Consider the following 24,697-nt stretch of genomic DNA (forward strand, 5'->3'; position numbering starts at 1 on the left):
TTATTCTTTTTGGATTTTAATATCGGTTAGTAGGTAAGCGTTTTGACCCTCTTTTACATATTCTTTTATTTTTATAGCCCCTTTTCTGCCATTTTCTGTTTGGAAAAGCACTATTCTAGGCACTATAGCGTCTGTAAAATGCTGTGAGCCTCCAATGGTTTCTTCTATAGTTAATGCACTTAAAGTACTGTCATCTACCATAGCATCAAACTGGGCAACAGAAAGCGAAGTAACACAGCCACACTGTTCTTGTGAGTTGATAAAACGTGTACGTTGCGCATTAGAAATGGGTTGAAAAGTTGTAGTGCTTAAATTATCTGGTGATACAAATTTGTTAAATGTAAAGTTTTCGTCTAATCCAAAAAATACAATATCGATTAGATTAGGGGCTACGTTAGCAAGGCTATCTCTTGAATAGGTTTCTCTGGTACTGGTAGCAAAAAAGGCACCTTCTATATTGCTATTATGAGTGGTGTTGATGCCAAATTTAACATCGGCAAATGTTCTAAGATTTGTATTTGGTAGCAGGTCTATGGTTTTAGAAATGCTTAAAGCTTCTTTTCCGTTAGAGGCTGTTAGGGTTAGTGTTTGCCTGCCAGCGGTAGTGAGTGTTACCGTTGGGTTTTCTGCAGTACTTGTTAAAGGCATCGCATTTGTAAAACTCCACTCATAGCTTAACGCCCCAATACTTTTATTTTGCATGTTTAAGGTAACGGGTATTTGAAGGTCATCATCTTGGAAGGCCACTTCCCAATCAAAATCTACCGCTAAAAGGTCTGCAACAGGTATTATTTTTTCAATTTCTTTACTTTCTCTACCATTGGCTACCACTAGTTTAATGCTATGGTCTCCGGGTTCGTTAAAAACAACATTTCCGGGTTGTTCTTCCATAGATGTTGCTGGAATTCCTCCTTCAAAAGTCCATTGGTATGTACTAGCACCTTTGGTGGTATTGGTTATGGCTACTGTAGCTGGCGCAAAATTATTAATCTGTATTTCGGTCTCAAAAGCTATTTCTATGGCAGCATCTAAAGAAACACTAATTTCTTTGGCATCCATAGCACCATCTTTATTGGTAGCTTCTAAACGAAGGGTATATTCGCCAAAAGTATCGTATACTAATGCACCAGGATTTCTACCCGTATCTGTTTCTCGGTCTGCCCCTATAAAAGACCATGAGTAGGAATCTGCCCCTGTTGTTTTGTTTAAAACTTTTATCGTTACTGGGATAGAAAAATCATTATTAACAACAGTAATGGAAAAATCTACTTCTACAGGAATCTGCTGCTCTTGCGTGCAATTGATGCAAAGCATAAGCATTAAGCATAGGTATAAGGAATATCCTAATTTTATTTTTTTTGCCTGTACCATCTTATTTAATACTAATTTTTCTGATCTCGTTTCCTTTGGCCGTTTCTAACAATAAAATATAGGTTCCGGAAGCTAGAATAACATTGTAATCTATTTCAAAATTAGTTGCCGCTGCTTCTTTACGGCTACCTGTTAAAGCTTTAGAAGCCAGACTAAAAATCTTTAGCGAAATAGGGCTTGCTTCAGATAATGTAATGTCTGCTCTAAAAACACCATTAGAAGGGTTAGGGTATACTTTAAACTCCTGAATAAAAGGGGTTTCTGCATCTCCAATATCGGGGATTACTTCGGACTCGCCTACAATAATGGTTTTCATAAAATCGATATAACAAGTCCCTTGATTAGAGCGTAAAATAATATCATACGAACCTGGTTCTGGAAAAAGGAGAATTACATTTTCATCAGACTCTACAATGATTTCTGCTTCTGGTGGAAAATACCATTCTACGGTTTCCCCTAAGGGTTCACTAATATTAACCAATGCTAATTCTTCTCCTGCAAATGTTTGGGTGCTTACTATAAAATGCGCATCTATAGGCGTATCTGAGGTGGTGATAGCAATACTATCGCCGCCACTACAGCCTAATTGAGTGGTAATTGCTACAGAGTAGGTACCACTTTCGGTAATTTCTATGCTAGGTGCTGTACTGGTAAATCCATTATCTGAGGTCCAGAGATAGGTAGTGCCTTCACCTGGATAGGTAGCATCTAAAATAGCACTCTGACCCCCACATAACAAGCGATCTTCGCCTAAATTAATTAAATCTGGTAGCGGGTTTTCTAAGCTAATATCAATACTTTCTGAACATAAATTACGATCGGTAACTGTTATAGTATACTCTCCTGCCCCTAAGGTATTGGTAAACGGACCATTTAAGTTTGTAATTTCTGTGCCATTTTTATACCATTGGTAGGTATATGCTTCTACTCCTCCAGTTACAGCTAAAGCAATTACCCCATCGGTACTATCAAAACAAACTGGATTACTTTGTTCTGAAATAGCTATTTTTAGGGGGTTAGGTGCTTCAATTGTTACTTGTGCGGTAGCTTGACATCCTTTTTCGTCGGTTACAAAAACCAAATAAGTGCCTCGTTCTAAATTTTCTATTCTTGGAGTCGTTTCATTGGTAGACCATCTTAATTCATAGTTTCCTGTACCACCAGATATCATAGCTTCTGCCCAGCCTTCTGAACCATCATTACATTTTAGGTCTTGTTTTGTAAACGTGATTTTAATCTCTTCAGGATCTTGTATATGATATACCACATCATTAGCGTTTACTAAAACATTATTAACATAGGCACCTACAATAATATCATTTGCATCTCTAATATTTACTGCATAACGTCCGGTATTGATGTTGGATAAAATACTATCTCTTTCTGATGTTAATTCTTGAAATATTCCGTTTTCATCTTCTTTTTTCCAAGTATAGAAATACGGTAATCCATTATTTGCAAAAAGGTCTAGTTGTACACCGCCTTGGGCATGCGCCACCAATTGCCCATCACTAATTGGATTGTTAAATTCATTAGTACTATTGCAAGAAATAGGGTTGGTTTCTTCTATTTCTAAAACCAAAGGTTCAGGTTCAGAAATTGGGAAACGTTCGTCTACAAAACAGGTCTGTTTTTGTATGGCAGCATTAAAATTAGCATCTGTAACGTATAAGGCGTATTCACCCGCTCCAATACCCTCTAAAGTTGTTGTATGGTTTTCAGTAGTTACGGTATTGGTTACTGTATTTAGGAGGGTGCCCGCTGTATTTCTCCATTCTACAGTATAAGGCATAGTACCTCCGGTAATAACAGCAATAATACGGCCGTTTGTAAAATCAGCTGCTGCTGCGTCATTACTCTCACTCATACGGTCTGGAGTTACGGGTACAAATTCTACTTTTAATGGTGCATCTGGTTCATCAATAAATTGTTCTAAAACCAAATCGGTATCTTGGTCTGGTACTAAATTACCGTCAATATCTGTAACAATAACTTTTGCAACACAGGCATTGGCATCTCTTACTTTGATTTGGTGTGTGCCAGTTATTAAATTAGGAATGGTATGCGTGTTTGTATTGTCAAAATTAACCCAATCGTCAACAGTGCCATCTGGTCTAATAAGTTGGTATTGGTAATTATTTAAAGTACCACCACTAGCTGCAATGCTTATGGTACCATCTTGGCCACCTTTACAATTTACTTCGGTATTAGATGAAATACTAAATGTTACATAAGTAGGCTCAAAGATGTTAAAGTTAACTTTATGATCAGGGCCATCTGCGAATAGGGTGCCGCCTCCAACAAATTCTGCTCTAAAGCCTTGTGGTTTGCTTCCGGGAAGTCCTGTAATGGTTAAGCGATTCCCTTGCATATCTGCTCTGGTAATTTGTAATGATTTCACAGGGGCATAGAGGGGAGGTCTACTACTTCCTATATTTATTTGTTCTGATAAATCTACAATAGAAAGGCCTAAGGATTCACCAAAACGTAGTTGTCTATCAAACTCAAGAGTTACAGTAGCATCTGAAGCTCCAAAACAGGTGACTGGTGTTATTTGTGGACGTCTTATAATATGGGGTGCAGAATTAAGGATTATATAATCTTCTATGATCCCCGGAGGGTGATCAAAACAAGGTTGTATTCTAAATAAAACTGTTCGCCCTATTCTGAACGAGGATATGTAGTCACTAGCTTTAAAAACTAGAGTATTTGGTATTCTTTGTCTAGGTAATGGTCGCCAATTTAAAGCATTAGGAAAAGAAGAAGGATTTTGTACTACTTGATATTGCCAATTGTACGAAGAAGGACTAAACCCAGGCCTAGCAGTAACCGTAAAAGCATCATCATAGCCTAACTGCGTATTAAGGGGGTTTTTAAGAACATCTACGGTATTAGAAATTTCATAATCTACTACAAGTCGATGCTCTGCTTCAAATTCTCCACCATTTCTTTCATACACATCATGGCGACCAGCAGTGCAACTATTATTTGATAGGTCGTAGAATCTTTCATGTTCTATACGTGTACCTCTACCGCTGCGGCAACTTCTTCCACTTCTTCTTTCTCTAGTGAATGCAAATACACGTAATCTGGTAATTGTTTTGTTATTAAAAATATATACAGGTTGTAAGCTGGCAGGATTTTCGGTAACTCCTTCTCCAAAATCTTGTCTGTAAAATTCATTAGAAGTACCATCAGAGAAATAAGCAGTGAGGGACACATGTGTTTCGCAAATTCTTTCGTCTCCATTAACAAAATAATAAAAATAAGGAATTTCAATTCTTGAATTTTGTCCAAATAATGTTGTACTGAATAAAAATAATAGTAGGTATATTAATTTTTTCATAGTTTAATAATTTATTTCTATAACTTCTAGTTTTCCGTAACTACCATTGGTGTAAACTGGGCGTATTTGATAGTTATAGGTATTACTAGGTGAAATATTTTTGTCTGTAATTTCTGTTACTGTAGCAGGTACTTGTTTCCACGTTACAGGAGTACCTTCTTTTTTAGATTTGTAGATCACTAATTCTTTGATGCTAACAGGTAATTTTCTCCAATACAGTTTAATGGTATTTTCAGCCCTGCTGACTTCAAAATTTAAACCCTTTATTAACTTATCTTCTGTATTAGTAGCTGTTTCAACAGTTAGGGTAGGGCTTTCATTAGAAATTAATCCACTATCATCTATTGCCTGTATTTTATAGCTAAATAGCGTGGCGGGTATAATTTTAGCATCTACATAACTTGTTATACTGTCTTTTGTTTCCCAAATAAGTTCCCAATCACTCGATACACTTTTATTTTTCCGGTACAGTTGATGGCTATCTACATCACTACTGCTACTTTTTATCCAAGAGAGCTTAACTCCTGTATTACTTACTTTATAGCCCTTAAATATGGGAGCAGAAGGTGGTATAAGATCTGGTTTTTTTATTTCTAATACTTCTGAATAGTCAGAATTATTAAAACGATTGTCTACTGCTACTACCGTATAATATACTTTATCATTTAAAGACTTTACTTGTACGGTATCTATAAATTGTGCTTGCTCTATAGGGTCTATCGTAATTTGCGCATAGTCTTCGTTTTTTATATTACCCCGAAAAACACGATAGCCTAAAAGATCTTTTTCGGTATTGGGCTCCCATGTTATGCTTGTAACTCCTAAACTATCTATAACCCCTTTTAGTCCGATTGGTTGTATTGGAGGGATGGAATCTATAAGTTGAACTAGGGCAGAAAAAGAGGCCGTTTCCGTACTGTCTTTGCCCATGGCTATTACTTTTAGATAGTTGGTAGTGTAAGGAGTTGTTATTTCTACAGCTCTAGTTTGGGGTAAAATATCTTTTTTGATCGTTTCATACTTTCCATTATCTTTTGCAGCAGTTCTGATTTGAAATGCTGTAATTTCATTTTCTTTTTCTTTGGGGAACTCCCAAAATATTTTCGCATTGGTTTCTCCAACCAATTCATGTTTGGTAATAAATGGTGTTGCTGATAATGCTTTTTGCCCTTGTCCTGAAATCGCTTTAGAAGGTTTTCCTTTTTCACCAAAAGGGGAAACGCCAAAAACTCTATAATAATATTTTTTATTGTTTTGTGTTAGAGTGTCTACATAGTACATCCTTTTTGTTGGCGAATCTTCTGTATTGTTAAGGTTTACCAATGGTAAATCGTCTAAACGTTGATAGTTATTCCCATCTGTAGAACGTTCTACATAATAAGTGGCATAAATACTTTTAAAAAGCTCATACTCCCAGGTAAGTAATACTTCTTTATCTTTAAAAACACCTACCAAATCTAGGGGTGCTGGTAGGGTATCTGTAGCAGAAGCTTCTATATAGACGATGCCTTCTTTTACATTGGCTAATTCTGTGGGGATAGCGGTTTCTACTCGGTACAAATATCCCTCATTGGGCTGTACATCCATATCCACATAGGCTAAAGCGGCTAATTTTGCTGCTTCAAAATTCATGTCTGCTGCAAAAAGCGCAAAAGAAAAACGTTGTTCTAATTGTTGTACTCTATTTACAATAGCCATAAGTTCTCCTTGATCTGTACCAATTTCAAAATCATCACCATAAACAGCTTGTGCTAAAATGGCGGTATTATCATCTTTTAGTGCCATGGCTTCCCAAGATGCTATTGGTGCAGGCTTTAAAGGCGAAGCGATTAGAGTTTTTTGATCTGGTTTCTCTAATCGTTTACCATCTCTATACACAGTAAAACGCTTTAAAGTATAGCCATAGGTATTGGCTCTTTGCCATGCCACAGCGTCAGTTGGTCCCCAACGCAATAGTATTTTGCCTTGTTGTGCTCTAGCGATAACCTTAATGCTAGGTTGTGGAACACTGTCTTGTTGTTGTGCAAATGACACAAACGAGATGAAGAATAGATAGGTAAGGATCTTTAATTTCATTATAATCTTTAAATAAATAGTAAAGTGTTAAACCCCATAACAATATGTTATAGGGTTTTTGTTTTTTTAATTTACACGCTCATATACATAGGAGATAATTAAATTCGTATTTCCTTCAGTTCTTGTAAAAATATAGCTAAGTTCATTGGTATTAGAATTCATTACTCTTAATTCAACTCTTCTGGGACTATCTTCTCCATTATATAATAAATCAAAACGTGCACTATCAACACTAGTAAAAGTTCCAGATCCTGTTTCGCCTGCATCTACACTACATTCTATTTCGTTAGTATAGGTAGTTCTAGAAAATGTACCGTTACTTGCAATAGATAAGGTAGACTGCTTTATACAATCTGTAGCTGAGTCTACTCCATTTGTTTCAAATCTTGTTAAATTCCATTCTCCTGTTGCTAAGCCAGTTGAACTTGTATCTCCTCCATCATCTTTGCTACAAGACATACATGTTAGGCTTACTACAGCCAATACTAAAAATACTTTTTTCATGTTTAATCGTTTCATTTTCTTATTTTTATATCTTACCTACTTCTATTTTGCGTCTTTTTTCGGCTTATTCAGACGTTTGTTATTATTCTAAGTCTAGAGCATTTTTATAGTTAAAAGTTGCATTACTTCCTAATCTACCCCCTGGGAGTATGTATTGTAATTTAATAGTATATGATCCTTTTGGAATAAATTTATATTCGGTGTCCAAAATGGAAGCTTCTACGGTATTTGGTGAAATAAGGCCATTAGCAAAATCATTTAACACTCTTGTTTTTGTAAACACATAATCTAATTTATAGAGCTCAGGTAAATTGTAACGGAATGGGAAATGAGTTCTTGTCCATCCTTTATGTACGCCATATGCAATATTTGTTAGATAATTTGTAAACAGCGGTAGTGCTTTTTTTGGTGGTAAGCCATAAGGCTCTTCGGGTCTTTCTATTTTGTATGGTCCTGTACTATATTTTTGATATAGTATTGGGTTGATATCTTGTGTAAAATAACGATCACGCAAATCAGATTCTGCAACAATCATTGGTGTATTATCGGTGTATGTTGTGCCTATTAATTCTGTTGTTCCAAAAGCTTCATGATTGTCTATAGCATTGTATAAGTAGACGACATCATTAGCAATTTTCCCCCAAGCATAATTCGCTACTTTCATGGTTTTTATTTTTTTTGCAAATGTATTATAGGCACTACTAGAAAATTGATAGCCAATACGTTCTATGCTTCCGTCTTTTGAGACTTTTTGGGCTTTTCTTTCGGTAATAGTTAAGGTGTTACTCTCCCCTAAATCTTCGTTTTTAGCTTTAGTTGTTGTAGCTGTAGCTGCTGCAGCATTTTTGGGTTTGCTAAAAATAGACAAGGAATAATTGGTAGCTTTATTTAAGATGGGTAAGGCGTAATTAACCGTATTGCTACTGGTATTATAGGAGAATTTTACCTTCTCTTTAAGGCCTTGCTCACTTATAATCTCCAGTTCGCTTTTCCACTGTGCATCATCAAACAAATAATCCTGACCTTGTTTTAATTGTATGTACCCATTAGGATGTTCTTTTGGATAGTAGTATTGCTGGTCTATAACAGGGTAGCAGTATACAATATTTTTTAAAGGAATATATTCTGGAGCCCCACCTGTTGTAAAAGAACGTTCTTCTATTTCTTGCGCAGGATTACCATCTACCATTAGTGTTTTAAAAACGCCATTTATTTTTTCTTGGAAATTTACGGTTACAGCTACTTTTAATTTTGTAGAAGGTGGTAAAATATCTTCCGGAATAAAAGTAACCGAATTTCTATTTTCCCCTAATTCCATTACCCCAGGAATGGTTTTGTTATTTTCATCTGTAATTTTAAACTCAGCAAGCAAAATTTTATAAATATGATCTCCGTCATCCTCAGGAATGGTTAATTCTTTTTCTATAGCCATATTAAATGCTGCTTGTGGGATAGCAAATACATCTGTATCTGTTTCACCATCAGTAGGGGTAAGGTCACTTATAATTTTTAATCCCCCTAGAGGCGCTTCATTATCAAATTCGCATTCTTTTCCTAGTGTAATTTTAAAATTAAACTTCCCTTTAACTAAGCCTCCCAACAAGTCATAATGCCCCCCTACATAGCCACGCATCCAAATGGGGTTGGGCGCTTTTGCTTGTAAGAGTACTGCTGCACCTGCTTTTATAATTGGGATTCGTTTTTTGATGAAAAACAACTTTACATTAATGCCTAATTCTCCTTGTAAGTAAGCATAGGCTTGCCCATTAGCATACCATCCATTAATACCCACTTGGTCTCCTGTATTAACACATTTGGCTTCTCCATAATCTTTTAACATAATATCATAGCCTAAACCTGCTTGGAAACGAGCATAGAACATTAGAAATCTCATATTCCCTGTATCCATAGAAAAATCACTACCAAAAGCAAAACCTCTACCATTTCCTAGTGCATTTTCGTCTCTCATGTAATTTAAAGACTCCGCATCTACGCCTAAAATTTCTGCAACAATTGGTGGCGGTGGCGGACTACCAGGTATATTATCTCCTAGCATAAAATAATTGCCCGATTCTACTGAAATAGGTCCAACAGCTAATTTTAGACCGAGCCTATCTGTGGGGGTTCCCATATACACATACCATTCTTCTTCAGAAATATGAACGACTCCCCAGCCAGCTCTTCCTCCAGAGGCTCTTCCTTGCAATACGCCGCCCACTACATTTACATATAGATCCATTGTGGCATGGAAAGATTTGTTTACAAAATCGAATTCCATACCAATTTTAGCACTAATACCAGCTTTGCCAGATACATCAGCGCCATATTCTTTGTCTGCTTTATCTAAAAATGTTTTCCCAACTTTACTATCCATTACACCATTTAGCGCTTCACTGTCTACCATGCTGCTTAGCTTATCTGTTAAACCTGCCACTGGATTAGGAATATCAAAAGCTTTCATTACTTGGGCTTCTCCAAAAAAGCCTAATCTGTTAACGCCACCTTTTCTATTAAATTCAATTTCAAAACCTGCGCCTATGTTAATTGCTTTTTCATCAGGAATACCTCCAAAAACCATGGCTTTTACGCCTAAGCCAGTATTTGCATTCGGAATGTAAGAAAGGCCAGAAGGCGAAAAATCTGGTCCTGCATTTGCACGTCTAGTCATTTTATAAAAGGCACCACCAGCAAAACCAGATAATTGCATAGGCCCTGCTTGTATTTTAAGCCCATGAACTGCGGCATCTACATACCAGTATTTAAACTCTTTTTTTCCAAAAATAGCTTTACAAGTAATGGGGCCAAAAGCACTGAAAGTACCTTCTATATTTCCGGAGAATCCATTGCCATATATGGGATCATCATTCATAAGGAGTAAGCCTCCTTTTATTTTGAGTGCCCCCATATTGGCTTCAATATTTATTTCTGAAAGCGCTAAACGGTCATATTTCCATTTTTGCACAAATTGTTCTTCTTTAAATTTTCCGAAAATCCCCAATCGTGCATCTGCAGCAAAACCTTTGTCAGATTTTCCCATCAGATTTATTTTTAAATCAAAAGCAATACCCGCTTCGTATTCATTAGACATAAAAGCAATATCTGCAATGGAAACAGGGAAGTTTGCTAGTTTTACTTCATCTTTATATCCAAAGTAATCTACTTGTAGTATCGGGGCTTGGGTTTGTAAGACTAAATTTTGAAATTCTATTCCTTTAAAATTTACAGTTTCTTCTTCACCATCTTTATTTTTAATCTTATCTCCTTCGGTGGCTAAACTTTCTTTTTGACTGGCAGATATTGCCATTCTCCCATTTAAGACCGCTTTTGGTTGAAAGTTATTATCTACAACTTTTAGTTCTATAAAAGAATTGGGTAATAGTTGTGCTTGTGCTTTCCATACGTTAAAATTTAGAGTGTCTGTAGTAGCAACACGGATATGGTATTCTTCTTCGCTAATAAGCCCTGAATACCGTAGTCCTAATTTTTTATCACGATCATTAGTACTATTATTACTACTCGATGACTTCTTATTTGAACCAGAAATAGGTAACACCACTTGACCATCAAAAGCCGCACTGGTAATTCTATTTGTGGTTAGTTCCACATCAATATAGTCTACCGAATAGGCCCATGCTTTTTTCTCATTAGTTCTTCCTTTTTCTAAGGGAATAATATTTTCTGCAGAAAACAAGCCTGAAACGCCAAAATTATCGATGATCATATTGGTTGCGCCAAATTTTACCCGACCTTGCTCAGCAATACTTTCGGTAGTTTTAAATGTTTTTGGTAAAGAGACTTCTAATGCCTGTACATAAACGCCACGCCATGTTTCTCTATTTGGAAGCAGTAAGCCTTTTTCTTGATAATGTTGCGGAAAAGGAATATCGGGTGTCCGGAGATCACTAAAATCAAAGATGGCTTCACTTAAATTAAAAACAAATTTATCTGGATGTTTTGCTAATACAAAAGGTTGTAAATTAATAGAAGCTACAATATCATTCCAATCAGAAGCAACCATATCAAAACTACCTGTTACTCTATTGGGTACTTGCGCTGTAGTATTATCTAAGCGTTTTACACTTTTTGTATCTGGTAAAAGCTCTCCTTTGTCTGTTACTGGTAAAATTAAATTTCTAGAAAATTGAATGTCTGCAGCTAAGCCCATTTCTTTAACACCACTACAATCTATAGTAACATAGGTGAGATTTTGTGTTAAACCAGTTTTATAATCAAAACCTCCTTTTAATTCTAATAACCAATTGCCTGCGTTAAATGGTATTTGTACATCTCCGAGTAATACTAAATTGGCATCTCCAAAAATACCTCCATCATGAGATAATTTTACATTATTTGCTCCAAAGAAGAGTTCTATAGGGTCTCCGTTTTCTTTTTCTTGAGGTAAACGAACTCGAGCAAAAACCGTAAGCTCTGTATAATCTTTATGAATAATAGCTTTAGCGATACCAATAGCATATTCAATTTCGTTAATGTAATGCTTTACACCAACAGGGAGTGTTACAATGTCTTGATTTGAAACGGTATTTACCCATGTGCCAGCTGCTTCAATCTCATTCATAACAGCATTAGCCTCGTTTCTATCATTCAAAATAGCTATTGGTGTAGGAAATTCTTTTTCAATATTCGAAAATAAAAATTGATTGTTTAGGTCTTTAGTGAGAAGAAGATCTTCTGCAATTTTAGAATTGTTAAAGGAAGCTATACTGTTTATAGAATCTGTCCAATTTGTATGTAGATGACTAGATCTAGATGCTTTATTTCCAAAACTAAAAATTGGAAAAAGTAATACAGCAAATAAATACAGCTTTATTTGGCTTGGTTTAATTAGGGTCATAAGTAGGCGCTTATAATTTCTTAAAATCAACCGAAAAATATGGTTAGTATTTATAAGTAATAATTATATTAAATTACTTACGGTTAATTTTTTTGTCAATTATTTTGTCAGAAAAATACTGAATAATATTAAATTGTGAGTGCTATTTTCTTTTTTTTAGATGAAATGCATAGGTTTATATTGTGTATTTTAGGTGTTTTTTAGCAATTTTTAAGACTATATTAATTTTTATGTTTGAATTCTATATCCTACAATTATAATCTATTGAATACTAATTATTCAATAACGCGAATGGTATTGGTTTAGTATAATACGTAAGAAATTTATGTAGTTAAAATAATGATTTTTAATTATTTTATACAGAATTTTTAATTCAAAATGATACGAATTTTGAAAATGATACTATAGTTTTATACTGATCTATTATATTTTGTTGAAAAGAAACTAGATCAACTAGTTACCCTATTCATTTGTAAGTTTAAATTGTTTTTTTTGATTGTAAACTAATGATCAATAAACTAGCAAACCGAACCTATATTTATAAGACTAAAGTTTTCCTACAATCGTAATACCCTCCATTATTAGTCATTTCTCTGTTGAAATTAACGTACCTGAAAAGTATCAGATGATACATAAAACTATAAAAGGGAAAAAAGTATAACCTTATAGGAATTTCTTGCATTGTAGGAAGTCTTCTATCGTTAGATCTTTGCAGTGTTCATACAAAATAAATTAAATAATAATCTTTAAAAAATAAAATTATGGCAACATTTAATGTACCAACAAGAGAAGAAGTAAGTGCTACAAATCAGGGTATTTTTGATCATTTAGAAAAAGCAGTAGGTTTTGTACCTAACTTATTTGCAACCTATGCGCATTCCGAAAATGCACTTAAAAACTATTTAGATTTTTCAAATGCTAAAACATCACTGAAAGCAAAAGAAAAAGAAGTTGTAAACTTAGCGGTAAGCGAAGTAAATGGCTGTGAATACTGTTTGTCTGCGCATACTGCTATTGCAGGAATGAATGGATATAGCGAAGATCAGATTTTGGAGCTACGTGCCGGAAAAGCATCGTTTGATAGCAAACTTGATGCACTGGCACAATTAGCGAAAAATATAACAGAAAATCGTGGTCATACAGATACTACAGTAGTAGATAACTTTTTTGCGGCTGGATGGACTAAAGAAAACTTAATTGATACCATCTCATTAGTAGGAGATAAGACCATCTCTAACTACATTAATAATACTACAAAAATCCCTGTGGATTTTCCAGTTGTAGTTACGCTATAAACTAGTAAGTAGAATTTTTAGAATTATAATAAGTTGTAAAAGCCCGTTGCGAAACGGGCTTTTATGTGTTTAATATTCTTGGATTACAATTGGGAATTATAAAGTAGAGCTTTATTTATGATATTGGCTTTACCTAATTATATGTTCTAAAAAAGAGTAAGTTTTTGAAATGAAATAGAGAAAAATGGTATTTAGAATAGCTATCTAAATAAAAAAATATTTCGCATTATCATTAGTAATAACATCATAATTCTTACCATATGTAAAGAAATTTAAAAATAATTGTTTTTTTGAGGTAACACTTTTCTTACGACAGACATTAAGTAGAGAAAAGTATATTGTTTAATTAAAATAGAAAGGTTGCCAATGAAATAGAAATTAAAAAGTAAAATGAGGGTAAGTTTATCTATAGAGTTACCTCACAGGTTAAAAATCTTAATTATTAATAAAAAAATAAAAAATATGAAATATAAATTTTTTGGATTTGTAGTGATAGGAATGCTTTTTTTTATGAAATCTTGTACTAAAAAAGTAGATAATGAATTTATAAATAATAGTGCGAGTTTAAATATAACTACCACAAATTATGTATATAAAGGTGAAATAATTAGCCTAAAAGAACAAATGAGAGATAATGGGGAATTAGAAGTGATTCAAGATGGGTCTTTTACACAATTAAAAGGAATTTATGATAGCCAACCAACTCTTATGACTGTCTATGGAATAGGAAATGAAAATGAAGTTTATTTATTTGATAATATAGAAGAACATAATAAAATTACAAGAATCATGAATGAAAAAAGTGTAGCTCTTAATAGAGGCTTTATTGAACCGATTGATGAGATTTGTTTTGATCCTGGTGATGGATGTCCTGATGCTGAACCTATCGGAGGTGGTAGTACTGGCGGTAGTACTGGCGGGGGGTCTGCTAATCTATATACTTCTGCTCACATGAGATTATACCTTGATAGTTATTTTAATAAAGAATTAGATTGGACAAGTAGTTGTTACAGTTTTTCTGGCGCTTCAAATAATCAAAGGAGAATGAAGAATATGAACAAGAATGATACAAATTATTGGAATTCAAGATTTAATAGTCAAAATTGCTTTCCAAGTGGAATTACAAATCCTAATGATAAGCTTTCTAGTATGCAAGTAAGTCCATCCATTTCTAGAGTTCAAATTTATGAGCACAAGGATTTTAGTGGTAAAAGCGAAGTATTTTATAGAAGAAATGTAGGGTTAATACTTTCTAATGCTGGTAATGTTGGTATAGCTAGGATTGGTGATACTAAGGTTACTCCAGGTTGGATGTTTATCGCAAGATTTAAAAGTATTAGCAAAGGTCTTTTTGGTAGTTTTGATGATACAGTAAGTTCTATTAAGTTAAATTAAATATACTTAGTAAATTTAAAAAAGTCTCAAATATATTTGAGACTTTTTTTGTAACATAATATTAATAATATACTCATTGTGCATTTAGAAAAAAGTTGTGCAAACTGCTAAAAAGCATTAAATCGTATTTGCCACACTAGAATTCATATGTGCAACTTTCAAATGAATTATGATATTACCTGCTGCCGCGAGTATGTCCACAAGAGTAGGCTACCGCAAGATTGCATCTTGTGGCGGCAACAGTGAGCAATAAGTAGGTTAAGAATTAAAGAAAGATGACCATGGCATTGATGCTTTGGTCATTTTTTTATGTAATAACTTTAGTTTTACGTTTTTGATAAATGCTCAATGAATTATAAAAGTAGTTTAACAAAATAGAGCTCATTAAGAAACCCGCTTGCTATAGTACCAAAATAGGCCACATACTAAAAGTACTAATATTCCAATCCCAAGAGTCCAGTACTTAAATGAGTTCTCGGTAAAGGCTATAGGATTTGTATCTCCAACCAAATAAAAACTACCCCAGTAGAAAGGAGCAGCTCTGTTGGGGCTAGCATTTGTGAGGTATTGTAATTTTGCTTTTTGTAAAGATTTGGCTTTGTTTATTCCTTCTTTTAGATTGCTATAAAAGTATTTCATTAAGATAGGAGTAGTGGCATCGGAAACTTCCCAATTGCTTAATAAAAGACTTTTAGTCCCCGCGTATTTAAAAGCATTACCCAAACTCATAACTCCTTCTCCTTTGGTAATTTTACCATTCCCCGTATTACAAGCACTTAATACGCTAAGTTCTGCTGGAATTTTTAAGGCATACAGCTCATGGCTGTAGAGCAAATTATCTTCTATTGTATCCTTATTTTTGGTAAAATAGAGCTTAGAATTTTCAGGATCTTCATTGTCTACCTCCCCATGTAGTGATAGGTGGAGAATACTATATTGTGCTGCATTTTTTTTAAAATTTGCTTCGCTTGCTTCTGACCCATAAAAATAACGCCCATCTATAATCTCTGCAATTGCGTTGATCTCTTCTCGAGTGCCAGGTAGGTCATCATCTGAACCCCTAAGAACAGCCATATCCATAATTTTTGCTTTATTGATATTTGTACTATCAGTAAAAGAAAATGCTAGGCATTCCCCTTGTTTTTCTATAGTTGTATTAGTGGTATAAGAGCTAAACAACACCGTAGCAGAATTAGCATAACTAATGGCGTAGTCTTTTAAGAAGTATGGAAATTTTTTAGGATTATTAGAAGCAGCTTCTTGCGTAAGCAATAAATCAAAGTTTAAATGCCAAAGCGGTCCATCTGGTACAATAATTAATTCATTACCTATAAATTGGTTTTTAATAGGAGCAATTAATTGCTGGTATAAAGTGTAGGCTTTTGCCTTGTACGTGTTGGTATTTTTTGTGATAATACTTTCTCTAAAAGCTTCGATATCTTTTTGTAGCTTTTTACTATGCAATTTTTTTACTGCTGTTGTGTTTTTAGTGATTACAAAAGCATAGCTAATACTATCGGTATGGAAGAATTCTAACAGTGTAGTTTCATCACTTAGATGTTGCTGAACTTCTTTTACCGTCATTACTTTATTTTGATATTTTAATTGGTAGTACTTCGGGTATTTTTTTTCTAATACGCTAATTAAAGAATCCTTTTTTTTACTACTATTAAAAAGTTGATTTTCGTATCTAGAAAGTAAAATTGTGTCTATAGGTTTATGAGATAAAGCCTCTTTTATTTTGGAATCAAAAAAAGCTTTATCAATTCGTATTTCTTCATCTAAAGTGATTAACTCATCTGGTAAATCTGAAAAATGATTAATATTAGATAATTGTTGTGTGGCCTTTAAGGTATTGGCTTTACTTTTTTCCGAAAACATAAAAGCTTCTTCAAAAGCAATTGGATCTTTCTTTTGAGTATAAGTTTGCAAAAAAACTTTAATAGCATTAAAATAGGCTTCGTGTGAATTTTTTGAGTGGGCTCTTTTGTCCTCGATATTACCATAAGTGTTATAACGAAAAAAGTCAATGATACGATCCACTTTTTTATAGGTTATTTGTGCCTTATTTAAATAATTAGTATCGCCAGAACTTTTATAATTTTCAAAAAAACTTAAAGCTAAATCTTTATAACTGGTTAGGAGCAAGTTAGAATCAAAAAAATGATCCGTAATTTTTATATCTTCAAAAACTTCATTTGTATTCTTTACGGTATTTGTTACTATAGATTTTTGGAAGTAATCGGTGGCTTTTAAGAATTCTTTTTTCTTTAAAAAATTCTTTGCGATACCATAATAAGCATATGAGACAGGAGCACTAGATTTATTATAAACCTGTTTCGATATTTCAAGACATTTGTACAAATAATCATTAGCTTTATCAAAGTCTCCTTGCTCGTAAAATAATTCGCTAAAATCATAATATAAAGATGCTACCCTTTGATGATTTTCTCCCAAAGCCTTTACTAAAATTCCTAAGACTTTATTTAAAAGTGTATACGCTTCTGTATAATTCTTTTTCCTTATGTATACCAAAGCCATTAGTGAATAAGTTCTAGCAAACTCATAGTGGTCTTTACCCATTATTTGCTCTCCTAGTGTAACTATTGTATTTAGATATTCTAAAGCTTTATCATATTCTTTTTGATGCCTATAAGCATTAGCAATATTATAATAATTGATGATAACTGGGATACTAACTTCACCATATTTTTTTTTTGCAATTTGTAATGCCTTTTCATAATATATTAAGGCTTTATGAGTAATTAAAAGACCAGTATAAATATTACCGTAGGTAGTATAAAATAATGCTGGAATTTCTATAGAATTTTCTTTCCATATTAGTTCAGCTTTATCAAGGTATATGAATGCTTTTTTAAAATCTCTTTTACTACTGTAAAGACTTGCTATTTGGCTATATACTCCTCCCAAGGAGTTAGGTGCTTTTATATAATTTTTATCTAAAATGAATGCTATTTTATGAGATAGTTTAAGAGAGTTTTCAAAATCACCATACCTATCGTATAATTTATATACTTCTTTATATAAATGAGCTGTTAATTTTTCATGATCTAAGTTTTCATTTTCTATTTGTATAATTTTTTCCTGATAGCCAGCTACTAATTTATGTTCTCCTCTATTTTTAAATTCAGTGATGAGATCTTCATATATACTGATCATTTCTGTTTGTATGTTTTTTTCTTGACCAGAAACAGCAAAAAGGCTTATGAAATAGAAGAATAAAATGGGTGAGATTTTCATAATTTATATTTAGAGCAGATGTAATTTTATTTTTTTAATAATTTGATAAGGTTTTAAAGTAAAGTAGAATTTAAAAAATAAAATTTAAAATATTGATTTTCAGTAAGATAATTAATTAAAATTTGTTTTTTTCTTTATTTATATTTAACATTTAAAAGTATTATACTTCCGTAATAGGGAGTAAATAATGAACTTAGCTAATTGACATTATAAGGGATATTATACTTTATAAATACCAATACATTATATTGTTCTAATTAAAGAATATGATTTCCTCTTTTAAAATGTAATTTAGAGTTAAAATAAGTTTTTTTAATATCAATTCTTTTCTTATAAATATAATATTATTTTTGGATAAAAAATTGTAGTAAAGAATTTCAATTATAGTATTATTTATGATTAATGATAAAGATGAAGAAATTCTTAAAGGTTTTGTAGCAGGTAATCATACCATTTTAGAAGACTTTTATAAAGAAAATTTTCCCCCTATAGCCTATTTTATTTTAAACAATTCTGGTAGTCATGAAGATGCTAAAGATATTTTTCAAGATGCTTTGGTGTTAACCTATCAAAAGCTAAGTTCGGAATCTTTTACATTAAGTTGCTCTTTAAGTACTTTTGTATTTGCTGTAAGTAGAAATTTATGGATGAATGCTTTAAGACGAAATGGGAAAAAATTAAGTAATGATAAAATTCTTAATATAGCTAAAAGTACCGATACTGATATTTTTGAGTATATACATGCTAATGAAAAGAAATTTTTGTTTCAAAAATATTTTTTAAAATTAGGAGATACCTGTAAGCAGTTGTTAACGCATTTTTTTTCTGGAAAAAGTATGAAAGAAATCGCTTTACTGATGGATTATTCTGAAGGATATGTTCGGAAAAAAAAGTTTAAGTGTAAAGAAAATTTAGTCAAACGAATAAAAAGTGATCCGCTTTATAATGAATTGCGTAATGAATTTTTTCAAAAAAAGAAATCATGATAGATGATAATCAAGAATTATACGAGCTTATAGATCGGTATGTAGAGGGTAGCTGCACTGATGATGAGCAATTGGCTTTTGAAAAGAGAATGCTTATTGATGCTGATTTTAAAAAAGAAGTGGAAATTCATTTAGAATTAAAAAATACACTGAATGATACCAAGACCTTAGATTTTCGAGAAAAAATAGAGAAGATTGGTGCTGAATTTGACAAAAAAAATACTGCTACTCAAGTAAAAAAAACCTCTTTTCCTTTTCAAAAGTTAGCAGCAGCTGTAGTAATTATGATCAGTATTTTTAGCGTATTATGGTTACAACAAAAAGAGAATTTAAATGTGTTTGATGCATATTATAAAGCTTATGCTTTAAAGGATGTTACCCGAGGAAATAATGATGCAGATGCTCACAAAGCTGTTTTTAAAGCCTATGCTGATGGAAAGTATGATGAAGCAATGCCACAATTAAAAAGTTTGCTTAAAGAAGAAAACGCGCGAACAGATTTAAAAATGTACTTAGGAAGTTGTTATTTAAGTTTGGGGCATTACCAGAATGGTATTGACTTATTTTCTGAAATTCCGATGAGCGATGCGTATTACGAAGACGCACAATGGTATATGATGTTAGCTTATATCAAACTAAATAAGGAACCAGAAGCTAAAAAGTATATAAATAAGCTTATTGATTATGATGGGATTTGGAAAGAAAAAGCACAAGAAATTCAAAAAGAACTGGAATAATCTAATCCGATAAAAGTAATAGCGCCAGGTATTAGACAAAAGGATCAGTAAATTCTGAAATTTGTATAAACTCTTTTTCTATAAAATTTTAAACACCCAAGTATGCTTTAAAGGAACATCTTTAGGCAAACTAATTTCTAAGGCATCAGCAGTTTGTTGATACTGTATTTCTCCATCAAAACCCAAAAGCTCAATACTGTTAATGGCTATATTAGAAGTGTTTAAATTCTTAATGGTGATATTTTTATTTGGAGGGCGTAATACAAAAGCATATAATGCCTTATCTTTTGTAGTAAAACGAATATCCTGAGCCGTAAAGCCTTTGTTTTTACCCTCAGAAAGATGCCCTAATGCCGTTTCGGTAGGTCCTTCACCATATATTTTCCAATAGTTGGATGCGTAAATAGCTTCCCCGTTAATTTTTAGCCATTCTCCAATTTCTAGTAATGTTTTTTGTTGGTCTTCTGGAATAATCCCATCTTTTTTTGGACCTATATTAAGCAATAAACACCCATTTTTACTCACAATATCTACCAGATCGGTTATAAGATCTCCTGGAGCTTTAGGAATCCAATTTTTTGCATAATACCAGGAGTTTTTTCCTATAGAAGTGTCTGTTTGCCAGTATTCTTTGCGGATGTCATCTAATTTACTCCGTTCTAAATCTAGCATATGTGTCCCAACGGGGTAAGACTCATACTTGTAATTTTTGCTTTGTAAAACTACTTTTTTTCCTTTTTTTAAGCCAGAATTGTAATAATAAGCCGCTAATTTTTTATGATAAGGTGCAAATTCTGGTCGATCTAAAAAGAAATCAAACCATAAGATATCTGGTTGGTATTTGTCTATAATCTCTTTGGTACGTGGCCACCACACATTGGCTAACCATTCTTTACTTGCAGGTTCATCGGGTTGGTGTGGTGGCGCATATAAATCGGCGTACTGCGGATCTCCCGTATCAAAATATTCTTGCTGATTGTAAAAATTCCAGTTAAATGCTAAATGTGAACTGGCACCAGCAATTAATCCTTGTTGTTTAATTTCATCTGTTAATGTTTTAAAAACATCTTTTTTAGGGCCCATAGCTACTGCATTGTATTTGGTAATGCTAGATTGGTAAAGGGCAAAACCATCGTGGTGTTCGGCTACTGGAACTACATATTGCGCACCAGATTTTTTAAATAAAGAGACCCAATCTTTAGCATTAAAATTTTCCATAGTCCACATAGGAATAAGATCTTTGTAGCCAAATGTTTTTTGATCTCCATATTTTTCTTTGTGAAAGGCTACTGCAGGATGTGGTTTTCCATGAGTAACTTCACCCGTTTGTGGATTCATAATCCCTTTATCCAAATACATCCACCTAGGATACCAGTCTGTATGCAATTCTGGAACAGCATTTGGACCCCAATGAATGAAAATACCAAATTTGATATCTTTCATCCATTGTGGAATTTTGTATTGCTGTAAACTTTCCCAGTTTTCTTCATAGGATACACTAGTAGAATCATCTATCAAATTCATAATACCCCATTGGGCTGTAGCTTTAGCTATAGATGTTGTTTTTTGGAGGTTTTCTTGATCTTCTTGCCCTTTAAGTTCACTTAAAAATGTATTCCATACCCTGTTATTTTTAGGCATTTTAAAATTTCCATGAGTTTCTATAATAAGATAAGCTTGCTGCTCAGCAATATAGAGTTCCATATCTCTAATACCCATTTCTTTTAAAGATTCGGTATTTTGTGACGAAGTATTTCCATTGCTAAGGCTACTTATAAACGCTTCTCTTGATTTTAGAGCTGTACTAATTTCACGACTCAGCACATACCTTTTGGTGTTTGAGGCTTTTTTTAGTAGATCTTCTTTTTGAGGCATCATTTTATAAATACGTTGCAATGGGGAGTTCTTTTTTAATAAGGTATAGATCTTTTGATGCTTTTCTTTTAAAATCGCCATGATTTTGTCATCATCATAATGATATGGGGCATTTATGATAACATAGGTATTGTTTTTCTTTTTAAAAACTTCTACAGAGAGCTGAGCTTCCTTAAAACTGCTTGCACTATTTTCAGCAGCTACTGAAAAAGTCAATCTCCTTATTTTGTTGGTTTCTTTATTGCTTTCAGAACAGCTAAAAGTTGTTAGCGTAAGTGTTAGTATAGTAAGGAGTTTTTTGAATTTTAATATTGCCATGTTGAGGTTGTTTATTGATGTGAGGAAGTAGCTTTTTTAAAAACACCTGGGGGCATTCCTACATGCGTTTTAAAGAATTTAGAGAAGTAAGCAGGTTCACTATAACCCAGTTCAAAAGCAATTTCTTCTGCATTTTTGTTGCTATGCATCAGCAGCCTTTTTGCTTCTAAAATAATACGATCGTTAATTATTTTAAGTGGCGATTTATTGCCTGCTTTTTTAAATAAGTTAGATAAGGTTTTTGGAGATTTATAAAGTAAATCGGCATACTCGGCTACTTTATGTTTGGTTTTAAAATGCTGTTCTACAAGGATATGGTATTGTCGTACTACATCTAGTTGGTGTTTCGGAATTTCTGGATGCGGTAGCGTATCTTTCATTAATCGAGTAGATTTAATAAGAAGCCTTTTTAGCATTACCCGTAACATCTCACCTTGTATATGGTCTTTGGTTTCAAACTCTTCCTGTAAAATAAAGAACATCGATTCAAAGCTTTTCTGGTCTTTTTTGCACAGTGTGATGATAGGAACATCTGAAGATCCAAAAAATAAAAAACCATTGCAAGAAACTTCAGCATCATGATCACGAATACAATAAAATTCCCTATTGAAAACCAGTGCTAAAAGTCCGTCTTTTTGAGGTAGTGATATGGTATTTAATGGAGTGCAAAAAACAATTTGATTGGGACTAAGATGTATTTCATAACCGTCTACAGTTATTGTCATGGGCGCATCTTTACACCAAAGTATTTTATAAAGCTCTTTGTTTAGTAACAGTTGTTGAGATGGTACACAGTTAAAATCGGTAAGTGTAAGATGACCATCATCTTTACTACTGTGGTATTGTAATTTCATATTACAAAATAACACTATTTACATATACTTGGAAAATAATGAAGCAAAAATAGGCCCCATATATCTGAAGTAAGATGTATGAGGTCTATTCTTTTCTAATTATTGTATTAGATGCCTGCGTAAATTTCTTGGTTTAAATATTTGCGATAGGTATTACTGGTAAAAAATTCTTTTATGGTTTCTCTAATTTTCATGTCTTTTAAAGAAGAGTTTGCCGTTTGGTATTCCTTATCTACTAGATGTGAGGCTGGGAACGTATTGCAAAATACTTCTTCACCTCTATAGTCTGTTACTTTTAATACAACAGTACCATCTAGTACTTTTTCGCCAGTAATGATAACGGTAATTTTATCTTTTTTATCAGAATTAGAATATAAGCGAGATTCGCTATTGCATAGCAAAATATCTGACTTAATTTTTGCAGTTTGTTTTGAAGTTTCTGTTGGTTTTTTATCATTGCTGCAGGAGATAAATAAAGTTGCAAATACAATTATGATAAGTTTTAAATGTTTCATGTGTTTATTATTTTAGTTGTTGTTTTATAACAATACAAAGGTGTTGTAAGGACAGCTAAAATGATACACGCTAAATAGTGAAATTGTACCCCCTGTTTTCAGGTAGCTTATGATTTTTTGCGCTTAAAAAATCATTGTAACAATAAACAACTAGCCCTAAAACGATTACCGTTTTAGGGCTAGTAAAAAAGAATTTTAATAGGGTTCTTTTATTGCACTCTTAAAATAGAGAATGTTTCTTGTGTAAGATCTCCTCCTAGGGCAAGGCTTAAATATGCATTAATAACATAAACATTACCATCAGAAGCTAAAGCTGCAGTTGTTGGGAAACGTCCTCCGGTTACTGCAAAAGAAGAAACCTCAGTTGCAGAAGCCCAATTGTCTGTTGATCTAAGTAAATGTGTACCTGGATTTTCTCCTAAATCGTTTTCTACTAAGATAATATCGCCGTCAGCAGTAAGTTCTAAACCATCTGCACCTACATACGTTTGTGCGTCTATAACAACATATGCTTCTGGGTTAGATACCGGAATTCTAAACAAGCGTCCGTCATCTAATTTGTTTACAATAAGATTGCCATTTATAAATTCAATACCATTAAGTCCAAAAGCGCCTGGAGCTGGGGCAAAATCTTGATTGCTTATCAATATAGAAGCTTCATAAGTAGTTCCATCTACACGGTAGATTACTGGAGAAAAAGAATCGGTAACATAAATATTACCATAATCATCTAAGGCAATATCATTAGCAAATACTGGCGTACCTTCTGGTAAAAGAGCTCCTAAATTGATGCCTTGTAAAATGGCGCCAGTCTCTAAGTTGTAAATTCCTAAATAAGCTAACGGATTTGCGTTCTGTGCACTGTTAGTAGAGAAACCAAGGTTTCCGGATGCTGCAATTAGTCTATTTCTGTATTCATCAGTAAAAACACCTGTAACGCTGGCAAGCCCAGCATCTGTAACTAAGTTAGTGTAAACTCCTGTTTGTGGGTTAATAGTACCTATTTCACTACGTACTATAGAACCTACTACAAATTCATTGGTGGTGTTATTAAAATCTACACCCTCTGGATAAAGTCCTGTTTCTGTAATAGTAATTGTTTCAGGAATTGAAGCTGTAGGCGTATCTACTGTAAAAATCGTATCACAAGATGTAAATAATACTGAAGTTAATAGAACTGATGTTGCGATGTTTGAAAATCTGTTTTTCATAATTATTTTTAAATTTTTTACTCGATAATCGAGATTTAAGTTTTGAGGTATGCCTCGTAATTTAAGTTATTTTTAATTCGATACTTCAAGGACGTACCTTG

The 24,697-nt window shown here is 33.2% G+C and carries 14 protein-coding genes; 4 read left to right on the forward strand and 10 right to left on the reverse strand.

The genetic code is table 11. From position 1 onward, the window contains the following. The 5 genes from ACZ451_RS10390 to ACZ451_RS10410 form a co-directional block, all read right to left on the reverse strand. Complete coding sequence (locus ACZ451_RS10390) at window positions 1–1,371, reverse strand: PKD domain-containing protein (RefSeq protein ID WP_464212113.1); 1,371 nt, start codon at window positions 1,369–1,371, stop codon at window positions 1–3. A gap of 1 nt (window position 1,372) precedes the next feature. Next, window positions 1,373–4,717 (reverse strand): T9SS type A sorting domain-containing protein, encoded by a 3,345-nt coding sequence (locus ACZ451_RS10395; protein WP_464212115.1) that lies wholly within the window; start codon window positions 4,715–4,717, stop codon window positions 1,373–1,375. 3 nt (window positions 4,718–4,720) lie between these two features. After that, window positions 4,721–6,793, reverse strand: coding sequence for a hypothetical protein (locus ACZ451_RS10400; RefSeq protein ID WP_464212117.1), 2,073 nt, complete (start codon window positions 6,791–6,793; stop codon window positions 4,721–4,723). Between the two features lie 66 nt (window positions 6,794–6,859). Beyond that, window positions 6,860–7,312, reverse strand: coding sequence for a hypothetical protein (locus ACZ451_RS10405; protein WP_464212119.1), 453 nt, complete (start codon window positions 7,310–7,312; stop codon window positions 6,860–6,862). Window positions 7,313–7,379: 67 nt separating this feature from the next. Further along, window positions 7,380–12,149 (reverse strand): hypothetical protein, encoded by a 4,770-nt coding sequence (locus ACZ451_RS10410; protein WP_464212121.1) that lies wholly within the window; start codon window positions 12,147–12,149, stop codon window positions 7,380–7,382. Window positions 12,150–12,910: 761 nt separating this feature from the next. Between ACZ451_RS10410 and ACZ451_RS10415 the strand changes: the two genes are divergently transcribed. After that, the gene (locus ACZ451_RS10415; RefSeq protein WP_464212123.1) at window positions 12,911–13,444 is read left to right on the forward strand and encodes a carboxymuconolactone decarboxylase family protein; all 534 of its coding nucleotides are present in this window, start codon (window positions 12,911–12,913) and stop codon (window positions 13,442–13,444) included. Between the two features lie 462 nt (window positions 13,445–13,906). After that, complete coding sequence (locus tag ACZ451_RS10420) at window positions 13,907–14,839, forward strand: hypothetical protein (protein ID WP_464212125.1); 933 nt, start codon at window positions 13,907–13,909, stop codon at window positions 14,837–14,839. Window positions 14,840–15,223: 384 nt separating this feature from the next. Here the strand turns inward: ACZ451_RS10420 and ACZ451_RS10425 are convergent, their stop codons facing one another. Further along, the gene (locus ACZ451_RS10425) at window positions 15,224–18,100 is read right to left on the reverse strand and encodes a CHAT domain-containing protein (protein ID WP_464212127.1); all 2,877 of its coding nucleotides are present in this window, start codon (window positions 18,098–18,100) and stop codon (window positions 15,224–15,226) included. A 395-nt stretch (window positions 18,101–18,495) separates the two neighbouring features. On the opposite strand from ACZ451_RS10425, the gene ACZ451_RS10430 reads away from it, so the two are divergent. Together ACZ451_RS10430 and ACZ451_RS10435 are read left to right on the forward strand one after the other, a co-directional pair. Next, window positions 18,496–19,086 (forward strand): RNA polymerase sigma factor, encoded by a 591-nt coding sequence (locus ACZ451_RS10430; RefSeq protein ID WP_464212129.1) that lies wholly within the window; start codon window positions 18,496–18,498, stop codon window positions 19,084–19,086. Further along, the gene (locus ACZ451_RS10435) at window positions 19,083–19,823 is read left to right on the forward strand and encodes a tetratricopeptide repeat protein (protein WP_464212131.1); all 741 of its coding nucleotides are present in this window, start codon (window positions 19,083–19,085) and stop codon (window positions 19,821–19,823) included. The genes ACZ451_RS10430 and ACZ451_RS10435 overlap by 4 nt, the downstream gene beginning before the upstream one ends. 78 nt (window positions 19,824–19,901) lie before the next feature. Here ACZ451_RS10435 and ACZ451_RS10440 read toward each other — a convergent pair whose 3' ends face one another. From ACZ451_RS10440 to ACZ451_RS10455, 4 genes are all read right to left on the reverse strand, one after another. After that, the gene (locus tag ACZ451_RS10440) at window positions 19,902–22,016 is read right to left on the reverse strand and encodes an alpha-L-fucosidase (RefSeq protein ID WP_464212133.1); all 2,115 of its coding nucleotides are present in this window, start codon (window positions 22,014–22,016) and stop codon (window positions 19,902–19,904) included. A gap of 11 nt (window positions 22,017–22,027) precedes the next feature. Beyond that, window positions 22,028–22,870: a helix-turn-helix domain-containing protein gene (locus ACZ451_RS10445; protein ID WP_464212135.1), complete on the reverse strand. Its 843-nt coding sequence runs from the start codon at window positions 22,868–22,870 to the stop codon at window positions 22,028–22,030. 107 nt (window positions 22,871–22,977) lie between these two features. Next, complete coding sequence (locus ACZ451_RS10450) at window positions 22,978–23,385, reverse strand: hypothetical protein (protein WP_464212137.1); 408 nt, start codon at window positions 23,383–23,385, stop codon at window positions 22,978–22,980. 209 nt (window positions 23,386–23,594) lie between these two features. Beyond that, complete coding sequence (locus ACZ451_RS10455; RefSeq protein ID WP_464212139.1) at window positions 23,595–24,596, reverse strand: hypothetical protein; 1,002 nt, start codon at window positions 24,594–24,596, stop codon at window positions 23,595–23,597. Window positions 24,597–24,697 lie beyond the last annotated feature (101 nt).

The organism is Allocellulophaga tsushimaensis, assembly GCF_055383085.1.

Coding starts and splice junctions, on each gene's coding strand:
- ACZ451_RS10390 (WP_464212113.1), bottom strand. CDS start 1,371: ATGGTACAGGCAAAAAAAATAAAATTAGGATATTCCTTATACCTATGC.
- ACZ451_RS10395 (WP_464212115.1), bottom strand. CDS start 4,717: ATGAAAAAATTAATATACCTACTATTATTTTTATTCAGTACAACATTA.
- ACZ451_RS10400 (WP_464212117.1), bottom strand. CDS start 6,793: ATGAAATTAAAGATCCTTACCTATCTATTCTTCATCTCGTTTGTGTCA.
- ACZ451_RS10405 (WP_464212119.1), bottom strand. CDS start 7,312: ATGAAACGATTAAACATGAAAAAAGTATTTTTAGTATTGGCTGTAGTA.
- ACZ451_RS10410 (WP_464212121.1), bottom strand. CDS start 12,149: ATGACCCTAATTAAACCAAGCCAAATAAAGCTGTATTTATTTGCTGTA.
- ACZ451_RS10415 (WP_464212123.1), top strand. CDS start 12,911: ATGGCAACATTTAATGTACCAACAAGAGAAGAAGTAAGTGCTACAAAT.
- ACZ451_RS10420 (WP_464212125.1), top strand. CDS start 13,907: ATGAAATATAAATTTTTTGGATTTGTAGTGATAGGAATGCTTTTTTTT.
- ACZ451_RS10425 (WP_464212127.1), bottom strand. CDS start 18,100: ATGAAAATCTCACCCATTTTATTCTTCTATTTCATAAGCCTTTTTGCT.
- ACZ451_RS10430 (WP_464212129.1), top strand. CDS start 18,496: ATGATTAATGATAAAGATGAAGAAATTCTTAAAGGTTTTGTAGCAGGT.
- ACZ451_RS10435 (WP_464212131.1), top strand. CDS start 19,083: ATGATAGATGATAATCAAGAATTATACGAGCTTATAGATCGGTATGTA.
- ACZ451_RS10440 (WP_464212133.1), bottom strand. CDS start 22,016: ATGGCAATATTAAAATTCAAAAAACTCCTTACTATACTAACACTTACG.
- ACZ451_RS10445 (WP_464212135.1), bottom strand. CDS start 22,870: ATGAAATTACAATACCACAGTAGTAAAGATGATGGTCATCTTACACTT.
- ACZ451_RS10450 (WP_464212137.1), bottom strand. CDS start 23,385: ATGAAACATTTAAAACTTATCATAATTGTATTTGCAACTTTATTTATC.
- ACZ451_RS10455 (WP_464212139.1), bottom strand. CDS start 24,596: ATGAAAAACAGATTTTCAAACATCGCAACATCAGTTCTATTAACTTCA.